Source organism: Roseomonas sp. E05 (genome assembly GCF_030063475.1).
Taxonomy (GTDB): Bacteria; Pseudomonadota; Alphaproteobacteria; order Acetobacterales; family Acetobacteraceae; genus Pseudoroseomonas.
The window spans coordinates 112,997-126,177 of sequence record NZ_JASIRT010000002.1; the positions used below are offsets into that span (position 1 = coordinate 112,997).

The window sequence follows — 13,181 nt, forward strand, 5'->3', positions numbered from 1 at the left end:
GGAGCATGGCCACCACCGTCATCCGCAACGCCGATCTCGTCATCGCCTGGGACGCGGCCGAGCAGCAGCACATCTACCTGACCGATGCGGAGGTGGCCTTTCGCGACGGAGCGATCACCTTCGTCGGCCGCGGCTATGACGGCCCGGCCGAGGAGGCGATCGACGGCAAGGGCATGATGGTCATGCCCGGCCTCGTGAACATCCACTGCCACCCCTCCAGCGAGCCGATGAACAAGGGGCTGATCGATGAGATCGGCTCGCCCGGCCTCTACAACTCGTCGCTCTACGAATACATGCCGATCTTCCGTGCCGATGCGGAAGCGGTGCCGCATTGCGTGCGGGTGGCGCTGTCGGAGCTGCTCCTCTCCGGTGTCACCACCGTCGCCGATCTTTCCATGGCGCATCCGGGCTGGCTGGATCTGCTGGGTGAGAGCGGGTTGCGCGTCTGCGTCGCGCCGATGTTCCGCTCGGCGCGCTGGTTCACCAGGAATGGCCATGTCGTCGAATACGAGTGGGACGAAAAGGCCGGCGAGAAGGCGATGGACGAGGCGCTCGGCCTGATCGAACGCGCCGAGCAGCATCCCTCCGGCCGGCTCTTCGGCATGGTGGTTCCGGCCCAGATCGACACCTGCTCCGAAACGCTGCTGCGCGAAAGCTTCGAGGAGGCCACGAAGCGCGGCCTCTCCTGGCAGATCCACGCGGCGCAGAGCGTCGTCGAGTTCCACGAGATCACCCGCCGCAGCGGCTTCACGCCGATCGGCTGGCTCGACGGGATGGGCCTGCTCTCCGAGCGCTCGATCATCGGCCACGGCATCTTCCTCGATGACCATCCGAGCACGCGCTGGCACACCGAGACCGACCTCGACCGCCTTGCCGCCACCGGCACAACGGTCGCGCATTGCCCGACCGTCTTCGCCCGGCGCGGCATCACGCTGAAGCATTTCGGCCGCTACCGGAAACGCGGCGTCAACATGGGCATCGGCACCGACACCTATCCGCACAACATGCTGGACGAGTTGCGCCTCGTTTCCTATCTCGCGCGCACGCAGTCCGGCGATCCGCGCAGCCTCTCCTCCACCGACCTGTTCGAGGCCGCCACCATCGGCGGCGCCAGGGCCCTTGGGCGCGACGATATCGGCCGCCTCGCGCCCGGCTGCCGCGCCGACTTCGTCATGGTGGACGTCACGCATCCGCAGATGCGCCCGGCGCGCGACCCGATGCGCAGCCTGATCTACGCCGCCGGAGACCGCGCCATCCGCTCGGTGCATGTGGATGGGCAGCAGGTGGTGAAGGACGGAAAGCTGCTCACCATGGACTATGAAGGCGCCGCCGCCGCGCTGGACGAGGCGCAGAAGCGCATCCTGGACCGCGCGCCGCAGCAGGACTGGGCGCACCGCCCCGTCGAGAAGATCTCTCCCCCGACTTTCCGGTGGGCGTGATGGCGGAGGATCTTCTGCGCGTGGAGGGGCTGCGGACCGTCTTTCGCAACTCCTCCGGGCTGATCCGGGCGGTGGACGGCATCGACCTCTCCGTGCCGCGCGGCCGCACGCTCGGCATCGTCGGCGAGAGCGGCTGCGGCAAGTCCATGCTGTCGCTCTCGATCATGCGCCTGGTGCCGCCGCCGGGCCGCATCGCCGAAGGCCGCGTGCTTCTGGAGGGGCGGGACCTGCTGCAGCTTTCCACCGCCGAGATGCGGCAGGTGCGCGGCGGGCAGATCGCCATGATCTTCCAGGAGCCGATGACTTCGCTGAACCCGGTGCACAGCATCGGCCGGCAGATCACGGAAGCGATGCGCGTGCATTCCCCGAAGGAGAGCGCCAGCGCGCTGAAGGAGCAGGCGATCGCCGCGTTGAGGCGGGTTCGCATTCCGGCCCCCGAGCGGCGCTTCGATGAGTACCCGCACCAGCTTTCCGGCGGCATGCGCCAGCGCGTGATGATCGCCATGGCGCTGGCCTGCCGCCCGCGCCTGCTGATCGCCGACGAGCCGACCACCGCGCTCGACGTCACCGTGCAGGCGCAGATCCTGGACCTGCTGCGCGAGCTGCAGGAGGAAACGGGCATGTCCATCATCCTCATCACGCACGACCTTGGCGTGGTGGCGGAGATGGCCGACGAGGTGGCCGTGCTCTATGCCGGCAAGGTGGCCGAACGCGCGCCCGCCCGCGCGCTGTTCGAGGACCCGCAGCACCCCTACACGCTGGGCCTGCTCGGCTCGGTGCCGCGGCTCGACGAGGAGCGCGACCGGCTGCTCGCCATCGATGGCACGGTGCCGCCACCCTTCGCCTTCCCTGAGGGCTGCCGCTTCCATCCGCGCTGCCCTTTCGCCATCGGGCCGTGCCGGGAGGGTCAGCCGCCGCTGCGTGAGATCGCCTCCGGCCATCACGCGGCCTGCATCCGTGCCCCGATCGAGACCTCGCTGGCGATGGAGGACGCGGCATGAGCAACCTGCTGGAGGTCTCCGACCTTGCCCGCCACTATCCCGTGAAGCGCGGCGTGGTGCTGCAGAAGCAGGTCGGCACCGTGCGGGCCGTCGATGGCGTCTCCTTCGCCGTGGGGCGCGGCGAGACCCTTGCGCTGGTGGGCGAGTCCGGCTGCGGCAAGTCCACCACGGCGCGGCTGGTCATGCGGCTGATCGAGCCCTCGGCCGGTACCATCCGCTTCGGCGGGCAGGACGTGACGAAAGTCGGCGGTGCCGCGCTGCGCGCCCTGCGGCGCCGCGTCCAGATCGTCTTCCAGGACCCCTATGCCAGCCTCAACCCGCGCCTCACCGTGGGCGAGGCGATTGCCGAGCCGATGGCCGTGCACGGCATCGGCGACAGCGCCAGCCGCCGCGCCAAGGTAGAGGAGCTGCTGCGCCTGGTGGGCCTCGCCCCCTTCCATGCCGCGCGCTATCCGCACGAGTTCTCCGGCGGCCAGCGGCAGCGCATCGGCATCGCGCGCGCTCTCTCGGTGGAGCCGGAGCTGGTGGTCTGCGACGAGCCGGTCTCCGCGCTCGACGTCTCGATCCAGGCGCAGGTGGTCAACCTGATGAAGGACCTGCAGGCGCGGCTCGGCCTGTCCTATCTCTTCATCGCGCATGACCTGGCTGTCGTGAAGCACATGGCCGACCGCGTCGCCGTCATGTATCTCGGTCAGATCATGGAGATCAGCGACAAGCGCAGCCTGTTCGCCGATCCGCGCCATCCCTACACCCGCGCCCTGCTGGCCGCGATCCCGCACCCCGACCCGGCGCGGCGCGGCCGTGTCACGCCGCTGGGCGGCGACGTGCCGAGCCCGATGGCGGTTCCACCCGGCTGCCGCTTCCACACGCGCTGCCCCTTCGCGCAGGAGCGCTGCCGCCAGGAGGTTCCGGCGCTGCGGGAGATCGCGCCCGGCCACCGTGCTGCCTGCCATTTCGCGGAAGCCCTGCCCGATCCCGGGCTGGACTATTCCGGCGGCCTGACGGAGGCGGCGGCCCGCCGGCTGGCGCTCTATGACGCGGCGCGCCGCAAGGCCGCGGCCTGAGCGATGCTGCGATGAGGTGCCGGGCCGGGTGAAGCCGCCCCGGCGGGCGCCTCGCCGGTGCGGCGGTTCAGCCCCCCTCACCGGCGAGGCGGGCAGGCCCAATCAGGGCGCGTATCGCCTGTGAGAGACGCCAGAGTTCGATGGGCTTGTCATAGACGGCAGCGAAGAGTTCCGGGTAGCGCCGGGCGATGGCTCCTTGCGCGCCGCTGAGCAGGATGATCGGCAGATCCCTGTACTGGGGCTGTGACTTGATGGCCTGGGCCATCTCCAGCCCGTTCATCAACGGCATCATGAAATCCGTCACGATCAGCGCTGGCCGCTCATGGGCAAGGATTTCAAGCGCCTTCTTGCCATGATGCGCCTGCAGCACGCGGTAGCCCTGGTCCTCCAGCTCGGTGGCGAGAAGATCCGCGATCAGGAATTCATCGTCCACCACGAGGATCGTTGTCATACCGGAGTCCCGCCTCCCCTGGAGGGAATGTCACAAGGGAAGATCGCCGGACACCGCCATTCCGGCCAGCGCTTTCACAGCACCCGATGGCGCCTCAGCCAGCTGAATGCCCTGCCTCGTGATGATGAATTCGCGCGGCAGCGGGTCGAAAGCGCTGTCACGCACCTTGATGATCAGCAGCTGGCGCAGGAATTGCGCGTTCCGCTCGGCGAAGCGCACCAGGAGCAGGTTGTCCACCATGCTCCCGATTTCAGGCGGTGAGAGCGTGACCTGCGGCCCGTGCAGGCTGTACGGCTCGCAGGTCGCCAGGACTGTCACGCCCCGGGCGCGAAGCTCGTTGATCAGCGCGGTGAAAAATTCGGTCAGCCGGTTCGGGTCCACGGCCGCGCGCGTGAAGCCGGCGAAACTGTCGAGGAACAGGCGCTTCACGCCATGGCGGCGGACCGTTTCCAGCAGGCGCTGGCCCAGCCCGTCCAGCAGGTTCGCCGTCGGCGCCTGCCAGAGGATGTGCAGCCGGCCGGCATTCAGCAGGGGAGACAGATCCATTCCGAGCGCCTGCGCCTTGCGTTCCAGCCGCGCTGGCGTCTCGTAGAAGCCGAAATGCAGCGCCGGCTCGTCCGGTGGTGACTGCGCCAGGAATTGCAGGCCGTAGGATGTCTTGCCGGTCCCGGAGGGTCCGGTCAGCAGCGTGATGGAGCCGACCGGGAGGCCGCCGCCGAGAAGCCGGTCCAGGGTCTCCACCCCGCTGGTGGTGCGCGCCTCGCTCGGCTGGTCCGGCACCGAAGGTTGCGCCAGGAGAGCCTCCAGCCGCGGATAGGTCACCATCCCGCGACTGGTGATCTCGCACTGATGCGTCCCCGTCAGGGCGGCGCTTCCGCGTGACTTGCGGACGCGGAGGCAGCGCACCGCGCGTGCCCCGAAGGCCTCCTCGCGCAGTTCGAGCACGCCGTCCACCATCGTGTACTCACCGCTGCCGTCATCGAAGTTCGAGCTTGTCAGCAGCAGGGCCGTGCAACTGGCGAAGGCCACATGCCCCTGCAGGGCGGCGATGAAGGTCTTCACGTCGAGCGTCGTCGCGGCTTTCTCGCGGGCGTTCAGCAGACCGTCGAGAATGAGGAGGCTGGCCTTCTGCCGCGGGATCTCCCGCCGCAGCAGCCGCACCACGCCGTCGAGGCCTTCCTCCTGCATGGTCTGGAAGGCGCTGACATAGTTGAGGCGGCTTCCCACCTGGGCCGGATCGTAGAAGTCCATCGTCGAGAGGAACTGGAACAGCCGCTCATGCGACTCCGCAAGCAGCGTGACGTAGAGCGCACTGTCCCCGCCGGCGGCGCGGTGGAAGGCCACCTGGTTGGCCAGGATCGTCTTCCCGGATCCGGGATGGCCCTGAACGATATAGGTGCTTCCCTCGACCAGGCCGCCGCCCAGGATGCTGTCCAACCCCTCCACTCCGCTGGTGAGGCGCCTCAATGACCGGGGCATATCCACTCTCTCCTGCGGCTCGGCCGCACGTCTGACCTCTTGGCCGCGGACGCGCCCGGGGCCTCATGCCTCTCCGAGCGCTGCCGCCTGCCGGGCCTCCGCAGCGGGCAGGAGAAGCAGCGCATTGCCGGCGTGCCGAGCACGCCAAACCACCCGTATAAACTCTTGCGGAACGCTGGTCTCCCCGCAGTCGCGGCAAAAACGGCAGAATGCGCGGTGGAGTGAGGGCGGCTCAGGACTGTCGCGCGGCGGAGGGGTGGCCTTCGATCATCTCCAGCACCGCGGCGGCGGCGGCTTCGCTGGAAAGCCCCTCAGGTGGCCGCAGCATCGTCAGCACGCGCGCGAAGCCGGCGCGCTGCGCGGCGGCGGCCTCGCGGTCCGTCAGCAGGCGCACGAGCTCGGCCGCGAGCAGCTTGGGCGTGCAGCGCTCCTGCAGGTATTCCGGGATGATCGCCGCATCCGCCAGCAGGTTGACGATGGAGACGTGTCTCACCTGGATCAGCCGCCGTGCGATGGCCGCCGAAAGCGGGTTGACGCGGTAGCCCACCACCATCGGCACGCCCGCCAGCGCCACCTCCAGCGAGGAGGTGCCGGACTTGATCAGCCCCGCCCCGCCGCTTTCCCGCGCGGCGGCGAAGGCGTCGTATTTCTCCCCGACGCCGTGCAGCAGGATCGGCGCCGGGTGCCAGTGCGCGGCGACGGCCCGCACCGCCTCCTCCACCGGCCCGGCGAGCGGCACCACAGGGCGCAGGCCGGGCACCCGCTCCGCCGCCAGCCGCAGCGCCGCGCCGAAGACGGGCAGCAGGCGCCCCACCTCGCTGCGCCGGCTGCCCGGCATCACCAGCACGACGCGCTCCTCCGGCCCGATGCCATGCGCGGCGCGGAAGCGGGCGGCGTCGCCCTGGTCGGCGCCGGATTCCAGGATCGAGTGGCCGACGAAGCGCACGGGAATGCCCGCCTTCTCGAAGAAGGGCGCCTCGAAGGGCAGCAGGGCGAGGATGCGGTCCACCTGCCGCGCGATCTTCTTCACCCGGCCCGGACGCCAGGCCCAGACCTGCGGCGCGACATAGTGCAGCACGCGAAAGCCCTGCGCCCGCGCCCGTGCGGCGACGCGCAGGGTGAAGCCGGGGCTGTCGATCGTCACCACCAGGGCCGGGCGGCGCGCGGCGATGTCGGCCGCCGTCTCGTCCAGCCGGCGGGCGAGGCGGCGGATGTTCGGCAACACCTCCAGGAAGCCCATCAGCGCCAGCTCGCGCATCGGAAACAGGCTTTGGAAGCCCTGCTCGGCCATCCGCTCGCCGCCGACGCCGGCGAAGGCGAGGTCCGGCCGGGCACGGCGCAGCGCGGCGATCAGCCGCGCGCCCAGCATGTCGCCCGAGGCCTCGCCGGCGACGAGATAGACCAGCGTCACGCGAATTCGGCCGGGCTGGGGCGGGGGAAGCTCTGGCGCGGCCAGTCCCGGTGGTTGAACACCGCGCCCTCGCGCCGTACCGCCTCGATGCGCGCCGGGTCGAGATCGGCGAAGACCCACTGCGCCTGGTCCAGCGCGCCCCGGGCGATCACGCCATCCTCCGGGAAGCCGCGGTCGATCGGGCCAAAGACGGCGGCAAAGCCGCGGTTATGGTCCAGCGCCGCGGACCAGTCCGCATCCCCGACCGTCGGCGCGATGCCGACAAAGCATTGGTTCTCCAGCGCCCGCGCGGCGGCGGAGAAGCGCACGCGGTTGAAGCCGTGCAGCGTGTCCGTGCAGGTCGGCACCAGCACCAGCCAGGCGCCGGCCTCCACCTGGGCGCGGACATGCTTGGGGAACTCGCTGTCGTAGCAGATGGAGAGGCCGATGCGGCCCCAGGGCGTGTCGAACACCACCGGTGCCGCCCCTGCCGAGACGCCCCAGCGCTCCGCCTCGAAGCGCGTCATGGCGTGCTTGTCCTGGAAGGCGAGGCGGCCATCGGCGGTGATCAGCGGGGCACGGTTGCGGATGGCGCCATCGGCGTCCCGCATCGGCAGGGAACCCGGGATGAGCCAAAGCCCCGCCCGCCGTGCGGCGCCGCGCATCGCCTCCAGGATGGCGGGCGCCGCCTCGACCATGGCCTCCAGCTCCTCGCGCTCCTCGGCCGGGGACTTGCCGGCAAGCGCCGAGCCCAGTTCGACGCAGGCATATTCCGGCAGCACGGCCAGTTCGGCGCCGCCCTCCCGGGCCTCGGCCAGCCAGTGGTCGAGCTTGGCGGCCCAGGCGGCGACGCTGCCCGGCCGCTCGACGCGGTATTGCAGCAGGGCGAGGCGCAGGGGGTGGGGAGCGGTCGTCATCACGGCGGGCTGGGCTTCCATCTCGGGGGCGTCGTCGGGGTCGCGCCGCCAACTGCATCGGGGCGGCGGGCAGGGCGCCCTGGCTCAGAGGCGCTTGTGCCAGAAATCCAGGCGGTGCGGGGTTTCCTCAGCGGTGCCGACCTCCTGCCATTCCATCACGCAGGACAGCCCTTCGAGCGGCGTGTAGCCGCGCTTGCGCCAGAAGGCGTCGAGCGGGGCATAGCCGACGGGCCTGCGCGGATCGGCGGGATCGCGGCGCACGCCGCAGAATGTGGTGTATTCCGCGCCGGTTTCCACCGCATGCGCCTCGCGCAGGGCGAAGAAGCGCACCCCCGCGCCCTGGCCACGATAGGCAGGCAGCAGCACGCTCTCGCCGAAATAGCAGTAGCGGGCCGGGTCCAGGCCGGCGGCGAGGAAGGCCTCCCGCACCGTGCCATGGGTTTCCGCCATCGGCTCGCAGGTGGCGGCGCCGACCGGCCGGTTGCCATCGAAGGCGACGATCACCGCCGCCCCGGCACCCTCGGCATAGGCCTGCAGGTAGCGCGCCTCATAGGCCGCGTCGCCTTCATAAAGGTAGGGCCAGTCGCGGAACACGGCGATGCGCAGGTCCGCGAGCGCCGGCAGCCAGGGACGCAGCGCCGGGCCACGCAGCGTCTCGAAGCGGAGCGGAGCAGGGGCCATGCCTCTCTGGATAGAATGGAAGCCGGCGGAAATCGAGAGCGGTGCCGGTGGCCGGCCTGCGGCGTGTGGCTGCGCAACCCGCGGCATGGCCTCCGGTTGGTGCACCCAATGGGCGGAATGTCGCCGCCGGAACAACCAGGGGGAAGCCACGCCATGCAGACCTTCCATTGCCCGGACTGCCAACCGCGGCGGCCCGCGCCGGGGCGCCGAGCGCTCCTGGCCGTGGCGGGCGCCACGCTGGCCTGCACGGCGGCGGGCCTTCCGCCCCTGGCGGCGCCCGCCCGCGCCGCGACCGGAGCGCGTACCAGCCTGACCGCCGAGCAGGCGCTGGAGCGCCTGAAGGAGGGCAATCGCAGCTATGTCTCGTCCGGTCCCCTGCACCAGGAGGAGATCGGGCGGGAGCGCCGCCTGGCCATCGCGCAGAGCCAGACGCCGTTCTGCGTGATGATCGGCTGCTCGGACAGCCGCGTGCCGCCGGAACTGCTGTTCGGCCGCGGCCTCGGCGAACTGTTCATCGTCCGCAACGCCGGCAATACGGAGGGCCATACCAGCCTCGGCAGCGTCGAATATGCCGTTGCCGCGCTGGGCGTGCCGCTGGTGGTGGTGCTGGGCCACGAGCGCTGCGGCGCGGTGGCCGCCGCGATCGACGTGGTGGAGCGGAACGCGGTCCTGCCGGGTGTCATCAGCGAGGTGGTGGAGCCGATCATCCCGGCCGTGCTGAAGGCACGCAGCGACGGGCACAGCGGCACGGCTCTGCTCGACCAGGCGGTTGAGGAGAATGTGCGCCGTGTGGTCGCGCGGTTGCAGACCGCCTCGACCATCATCAGCGAACCGCAGCGAGCCGGCCGGCTGAAGGTGGTGGGTGCCCGCTACGACCTGGACAACGGCGAGGTCACCTTCTTCAATTAGGCCCAGGCGCCTGGCGGAGGTCAGGTCCGGCTACTCGGCGTAGATCATCTTCCGCGTCATCCCACCGTCGGAGATGAACTCGCTGCCGGTGACGAAGCCGGATTCCGGCCCCACCAGCCAGGCGACCATCGCGGCGATGTCCTCCACCCGCCCGACGCGGCCTGCCGGGTGTTGCGCATGGTCCTCGGGGCGCAACTCCTCGCCGGCCACGTCGATCCAGCCGGGGCTGACGCAGTTGGCCCGCACCTCCGGCCCCAGGCTGACCGCCAGCGCATGGGTCAGCGCCAGGATGCCCCCCTTGCTGGCCGAGTAGGACTCGGTATCGGCCTCCGACATATGCGCCCGGGTGGAGGCGATGGTGACGATGGCGCCGCGCGCCTGCTTCAGCAGCGGCGCGGCGGCGCGGGTGAGCAGGAAGGCGCTGGTCAGGTTGGTGGCGAGCACCCGGTTCCACTCGGCGAGGGAAAGCTCCGTCACCGGCTTGCGGACCATGATGCCGGCGTTGCAGACCAGGGCGTCCAGCCGCCCCTCCCGGGCGGCGACCCCCTCGACCAGGGCGCTGACCGCCGCCTCGTCGGCCACATCGGCCAGGACATGGCGGGTGCCGGCCGCGCCAGGGTTGAGGTCGGCGGTGACGACGCGCCAGCCGTCCTGTTTCAGCCGGCCGGCGATGCCGGCACCGATGCCATGGGCGCCGCCGCTGATCAGGGCGACCGGGGGGGAATGGATCTCGTTCATGCTGCGCCAGAAACACCGGGGCGGGAGGCGGGTGGCATCACAAGGCAGGGCGTGGCCATGCGCGGCCCGGCGCCCCCTCCACCGGGGACGCTGGAGCCGCCGCCCCGTCCGTGCTTTCCTGGCTGCGCGAGCACCCCATGACTGCGATCTTCGACGCCCATTTCCACATCTTCGATCCGCGCTTCCCTGCGCCGGGCCATGGCGGCTATGCGCCGCCGACCTTCACCGTGGCGCAGTACCGCGCCGCCACCGCCGGACTTGGCGTGACAGGCGGCGTGCTGGTGGCCGCCTCGACCCACGGGCTCGACCCGGTGCCGCTCCTGGCGGCGCTGGAGGAGCTGGGGCCGGGCTTCGTGGCCGTTGCCGCCGCCGACCCCGCCATGCCCGAGGCCCGGCTCCGCGAACTGGCGGCGCGCGGCGTGCGCGGGCTGCGCTTCAACCTCTATCGCGGCATGGTGGAGGACAGCCCGGAGGCGGCCCTGGACTTCGCCGACCGCGCCCATGCCGCGGCCGGGCTGCATGCGCAGATCTATGCCGACGCCGCCACGCTGCGCCCGCTGCTGCCGCGGCTGCGCGCCATGGCCGGCCGCCTGGTCATCGACCACCTTGGCATGACCGAGGCGGGGCTGCCGGTGGTGCTGGAACTGGCGGCGGCGGGGGCGAGGGTGAAGGCCACCGGCTTCGGCCGCGTGGACCTGGAGGTCGCGCCGGCGCTGGAGCGGATCGCGGCGGTGGCGCCCCGGGCGCTGATCTTCGGCACGGACCTGCCCTCGACCCGCGCGCGCCGCCCCTTCGCGCCGGAGGACATGGCGCTGCTGCGCCGTATCGCCGGGGCGGCGCCTTTCCATGAGAACGCGGCGGCCTTCTACGGCGCCGCCGCGCACGGGCGAGAGGCCGCCCTCAGATCACCGGGCCGACACGCGCCAGGTCGGTGAAGATGTCGCGCACCGCGTCGGTCAGGGTGCGACTCAGCTCCTGCTGCTCGGACACGGCGTCGATGCGCGGCTGCACGTGATCCAGCTCGTGTGAGGCGAGCAGCAGCGGAAAGAGGCCGGCGGCGCGCACCAGCCCGATCAGCAGCGCGTCGCGTGGGCTCGGTGTGTGGTCGTCGAAGATCACCGCCATCAGCCGCGCCTTCACCTCGCGCTCTTCCTTGCCGGAGATCTGCGGGTAGCGGCGCTCCGGGAAGATCCAGAGGAAGCGGCCTTCCTCCAGCTTCAGCACGCCACGCTCGACCAGCCGGTCGAAGTAGCGGTCGCGGAAGCCCTCGGCCTCGCTGCCGAGCGTTTCGATCCACCAGCGCGTGCCATGCGGCGTGGTCTCGCTGCGGATGCGGCCCAGCACCTCGTCCAGCACCGCGTCGCCGGTCGGCTCCGCGTTGGTGACGGCGAGATGCTCGGGGTCGGTGTGGATGCGGCCCTCCAGCAGCAGCTCGGCGAGCACGCTGGCGGCCAGCGCGTAGTCGCCGGAGGGCGCCGCGCGATCGAACAGCCGGCCGGTCCCGTCATCGAGCATGAGGAGCAGCAGCTCCTCCGGCATGGTCAGCGACATGGTGGCGCACTCCGGGTTGAGTTTCTCGGCCCAGAGGGAAACGCGCCGGCGGCGGCCCGTCAACGGCTGGCTAGCGGCCGGTGAGGGCGCGCCGGCTGCCGGCCGCATCACAGAAGGCGGCGATGCCCTCCTCGATCACGCTGCGCGGCAGGTCGCGCAGGATGAAGACAAGGCTGGAGCGGCGCGGCAGCCCTTCCGGCCAGGCCGGCAGCAGGGTGGGCATGTGCCAGACGCTCTGCACGCCATGGATCGCCACGGGCCGCTCCTGCCCCTCCAGGTCGAGGATGTCCTTCACCCGCAGCACCGCGTCGCCGCGCGTGGCGGCCAGCATTTCCAGCCAGGTGGCGAGGCCATCCCAGGGCAGCGGGCGGTCGAAGCTGAGGCAGAAGGCGTGGATGCGCGCATCGTGCCGGTTCGGGTCATGCGCGTGGCGATGGCCGTGGTCATGGCCGTGGTGGGGATGCGCGTGCGCGGGGTGCGGTTCGCTCCAGGCTTCCGCATCCAGCCAGCGGCGGAGGTCCGCCGCGCGCTGCGCCGGGTCGAAGGGGGCGCAGCCCACAAGATCCGCCGCCCGCACCGTGCTGGCGGGCAGCGGCCGAACGCCCGGGTTCAGCGCGCGCAGCTTCGCGCGGAGCGTCTCCAGCCCTGCCGCATCGGCGAGGTCCGCCTTGCTGATCAGCAGCCGGTCGGCCACGGCGACCTGCCGCTCCGCCTCCGGCTGACGCGCCAGCGTGACGAGGCCATTCACCGCGTCCACCAGCGTCACCACGCCATCCAGCACGAAATGGCGGCTGGTGCCGGGATCGGCCATCAGCGTCTGCAGGATCGGCAGCGGATCGGCGAGGCCGGTGGTCTCGATCACCACCCGGCGCAGCTCCTGGCCATTCCGCACCCGCTCGGCGATGCCCTCCAGGGCGCGGGCGAGGTCGCCGCGGATGGTGCAGCACAGGCATCCGGCCTGCAGCAGCACGGCCTCCTGGTCCAGCGTCTCCACCAGCAGGTGGTCCAGCCCGATCTCGCCGAACTCGTTGATCAGCACGGCCGTTCCGGCCATCTCCGGCTGCTTCAGCAGGTGGTTCAGCAGCGTCGTCTTGCCGGCGCCGAGAAAGCCCGTCAGCAGCGTGACGGGGAGCGGGAAGGCCGGGGCATCAGCGGCCATAGAGCACCGCCGGGTCCATCTCGGGCGCCGTGATAGCCACCAGTTCGCCCTCGCGCAGCGCCTGGTAGAAGCAGGAGCGCCGGCCGGTGTGGCAGGCCACGCCCTGCTGCTCGACGAGGGCCAGGATGGTGTCCCCGTCGCAGTCGAGCCGGAGGTCCCGGAGCCGTTGCACCTGCCCGGAGGTCTCCCCCTTGCGCCAGAGGGCGTTGCGGCTGCGGCTGAAATAGACCACACGCCCGGTGGCGAGGGTTTCCTCCAGCGCCTCGGCGTTCATCCAGGCCATCATCAGCACCTCGCCGGTGTCGTGTGCCTGGGCGATGACAGGGACGAGCCCCTGCTCATTGAACCGGGTGGCGGCCAGGAAACGGGCGCGGGCGGCGGGATCGGCAACCGGCATGGACG

The 13,181-nt window shown here is 71.1% G+C and carries 14 protein-coding genes; 5 read left to right on the top strand and 9 right to left on the bottom strand.

Translation table 11 applies throughout. The features are described 5' to 3' along the window. Positions 1–5: 5 nt before the first annotated feature. The 3 genes from QMO56_RS02950 to QMO56_RS02960 are packed head-to-tail and all read left to right on the top strand — an operon-like array spanning position 6 to position 3,504. Positions 6–1,439 (top strand): amidohydrolase family protein, encoded by a 1,434-nt coding sequence (locus tag QMO56_RS02950; protein WP_283523543.1) that lies wholly within the window; start codon positions 6–8, stop codon positions 1,437–1,439. Further along, a complete protein-coding gene (locus QMO56_RS02955) occupies positions 1,439–2,440 on the top strand; it encodes an ABC transporter ATP-binding protein (RefSeq protein ID WP_283523544.1) in 1,002 nt (333 codons plus the stop codon). Before QMO56_RS02950 ends, QMO56_RS02955 begins: the two co-directional genes overlap by 1 nt. Beyond that, entirely contained in the window at positions 2,437–3,504 is a 1,068-nt protein-coding gene (locus QMO56_RS02960) for an ABC transporter ATP-binding protein (RefSeq protein ID WP_283523545.1), read from the top strand. Before QMO56_RS02955 ends, QMO56_RS02960 begins: the two co-directional genes overlap by 4 nt. Positions 3,505–3,571: 67 nt before the next feature. Here the strand turns inward: QMO56_RS02960 and QMO56_RS02965 are convergent, their stop codons facing one another. The 5 genes from QMO56_RS02965 to QMO56_RS02985 form a co-directional block, all read right to left on the bottom strand. After that, the gene (locus tag QMO56_RS02965; protein ID WP_283523546.1) at positions 3,572–3,955 is read right to left on the bottom strand and encodes a response regulator; all 384 of its coding nucleotides are present in this window, start codon (positions 3,953–3,955) and stop codon (positions 3,572–3,574) included. A gap of 30 nt (positions 3,956–3,985) precedes the next feature. Further along, positions 3,986–5,434, bottom strand: a complete 1,449-nt coding sequence (locus QMO56_RS02970; RefSeq protein WP_283523547.1) for an ATPase domain-containing protein — start codon at positions 5,432–5,434, stop codon at positions 3,986–3,988. Positions 5,435–5,666: 232 nt separating this feature from the next. Beyond that, positions 5,667–6,845 (bottom strand): lipid-A-disaccharide synthase, encoded by a 1,179-nt coding sequence (lpxB, locus tag QMO56_RS02975; protein WP_283523548.1) that lies wholly within the window; start codon positions 6,843–6,845, stop codon positions 5,667–5,669. Beyond that, positions 6,842–7,741, bottom strand: coding sequence for a carbon-nitrogen hydrolase family protein (locus tag QMO56_RS02980; protein WP_283523549.1), 900 nt, complete (start codon positions 7,739–7,741; stop codon positions 6,842–6,844). Before QMO56_RS02980 ends, lpxB begins: the two co-directional genes overlap by 4 nt. A gap of 84 nt (positions 7,742–7,825) precedes the next feature. Further along, a complete protein-coding gene (locus QMO56_RS02985) occupies positions 7,826–8,422 on the bottom strand; it encodes a GNAT family N-acetyltransferase (protein WP_283523550.1) in 597 nt (198 codons plus the stop codon). Between the two features lie 153 nt (positions 8,423–8,575). Here QMO56_RS02985 and QMO56_RS02990 point away from each other — a divergent pair, with 153 nt between their 5' ends. Continuing rightward, positions 8,576–9,331 (top strand): carbonic anhydrase, encoded by a 756-nt coding sequence (locus tag QMO56_RS02990; RefSeq protein WP_283523551.1) that lies wholly within the window; start codon positions 8,576–8,578, stop codon positions 9,329–9,331. A 30-nt stretch (positions 9,332–9,361) separates the two neighbouring features. Here QMO56_RS02990 and QMO56_RS02995 read toward each other — a convergent pair whose 3' ends face one another. Continuing rightward, on the bottom strand, positions 9,362–10,069 hold the full coding sequence (locus QMO56_RS02995) for an SDR family oxidoreductase (protein ID WP_283523552.1): 708 nt from the start codon (positions 10,067–10,069) through the stop codon (positions 9,362–9,364). A 137-nt stretch (positions 10,070–10,206) separates the two neighbouring features. Here QMO56_RS02995 and QMO56_RS03000 point away from each other — a divergent pair, with 137 nt between their 5' ends. Next, positions 10,207–11,004, top strand: coding sequence for an amidohydrolase family protein (locus QMO56_RS03000; protein ID WP_283523553.1), 798 nt, complete (start codon positions 10,207–10,209; stop codon positions 11,002–11,004). On the opposite strand, the gene QMO56_RS03005 is transcribed toward QMO56_RS03000, so the two are convergent. The 3 genes from QMO56_RS03005 to hisI form a co-directional block, all read right to left on the bottom strand. Continuing rightward, positions 10,970–11,620, bottom strand: coding sequence for a GPP34 family phosphoprotein (locus tag QMO56_RS03005; protein WP_283523554.1), 651 nt, complete (start codon positions 11,618–11,620; stop codon positions 10,970–10,972). The genes QMO56_RS03000 and QMO56_RS03005 overlap by 35 nt on opposite strands. A gap of 70 nt (positions 11,621–11,690) precedes the next feature. Continuing rightward, entirely contained in the window at positions 11,691–12,779 is a 1,089-nt protein-coding gene (locus QMO56_RS03010; RefSeq protein WP_283523555.1) for a GTP-binding protein, read from the bottom strand. Beyond that, on the bottom strand, positions 12,769–13,176 hold the full coding sequence (gene hisI / locus QMO56_RS03015; RefSeq protein ID WP_283523556.1) for a phosphoribosyl-AMP cyclohydrolase: 408 nt from the start codon (positions 13,174–13,176) through the stop codon (positions 12,769–12,771). The genes QMO56_RS03010 and hisI overlap by 11 nt, the downstream gene beginning before the upstream one ends. Positions 13,177–13,181 lie beyond the last annotated feature (5 nt).

Excerpts from the sequence above, each read along its gene's own strand:
- QMO56_RS02950 (WP_283523543.1), top strand. The coding sequence starts at position 6 with ATGGCCACCACCGTCATCCGCAACGCCGATCTCGTCATCGCCTGGGAC.
- QMO56_RS02955 (WP_283523544.1), top strand. The coding sequence starts at position 1,439 with ATGGCGGAGGATCTTCTGCGCGTGGAGGGGCTGCGGACCGTCTTTCGC.
- QMO56_RS02960 (WP_283523545.1), top strand. The coding sequence starts at position 2,437 with ATGAGCAACCTGCTGGAGGTCTCCGACCTTGCCCGCCACTATCCCGTG.
- QMO56_RS02965 (WP_283523546.1), bottom strand. The coding sequence starts at position 3,955 with ATGACAACGATCCTCGTGGTGGACGATGAATTCCTGATCGCGGATCTT.
- QMO56_RS02970 (WP_283523547.1), bottom strand. The coding sequence starts at position 5,434 with ATGCCCCGGTCATTGAGGCGCCTCACCAGCGGAGTGGAGGGGTTGGAC.
- QMO56_RS02980 (WP_283523549.1), bottom strand. The coding sequence starts at position 7,741 with ATGACGACCGCTCCCCACCCCCTGCGCCTCGCCCTGCTGCAATACCGC.
- QMO56_RS02985 (WP_283523550.1), bottom strand. The coding sequence starts at position 8,422 with ATGGCCCCTGCTCCGCTCCGCTTCGAGACGCTGCGTGGCCCGGCGCTG.
- QMO56_RS02990 (WP_283523551.1), top strand. The coding sequence starts at position 8,576 with ATGCAGACCTTCCATTGCCCGGACTGCCAACCGCGGCGGCCCGCGCCG.
- QMO56_RS02995 (WP_283523552.1), bottom strand. The coding sequence starts at position 10,069 with ATGAACGAGATCCATTCCCCCCCGGTCGCCCTGATCAGCGGCGGCGCC.
- QMO56_RS03000 (WP_283523553.1), top strand. The coding sequence starts at position 10,207 with ATGACTGCGATCTTCGACGCCCATTTCCACATCTTCGATCCGCGCTTC.
- QMO56_RS03005 (WP_283523554.1), bottom strand. The coding sequence starts at position 11,620 with ATGTCGCTGACCATGCCGGAGGAGCTGCTGCTCCTCATGCTCGATGAC.
- QMO56_RS03010 (WP_283523555.1), bottom strand. The coding sequence starts at position 12,779 with ATGGCCGCTGATGCCCCGGCCTTCCCGCTCCCCGTCACGCTGCTGACG.
- hisI (WP_283523556.1), bottom strand. The coding sequence starts at position 13,176 with ATGCCGGTTGCCGATCCCGCCGCCCGCGCCCGTTTCCTGGCCGCCACC.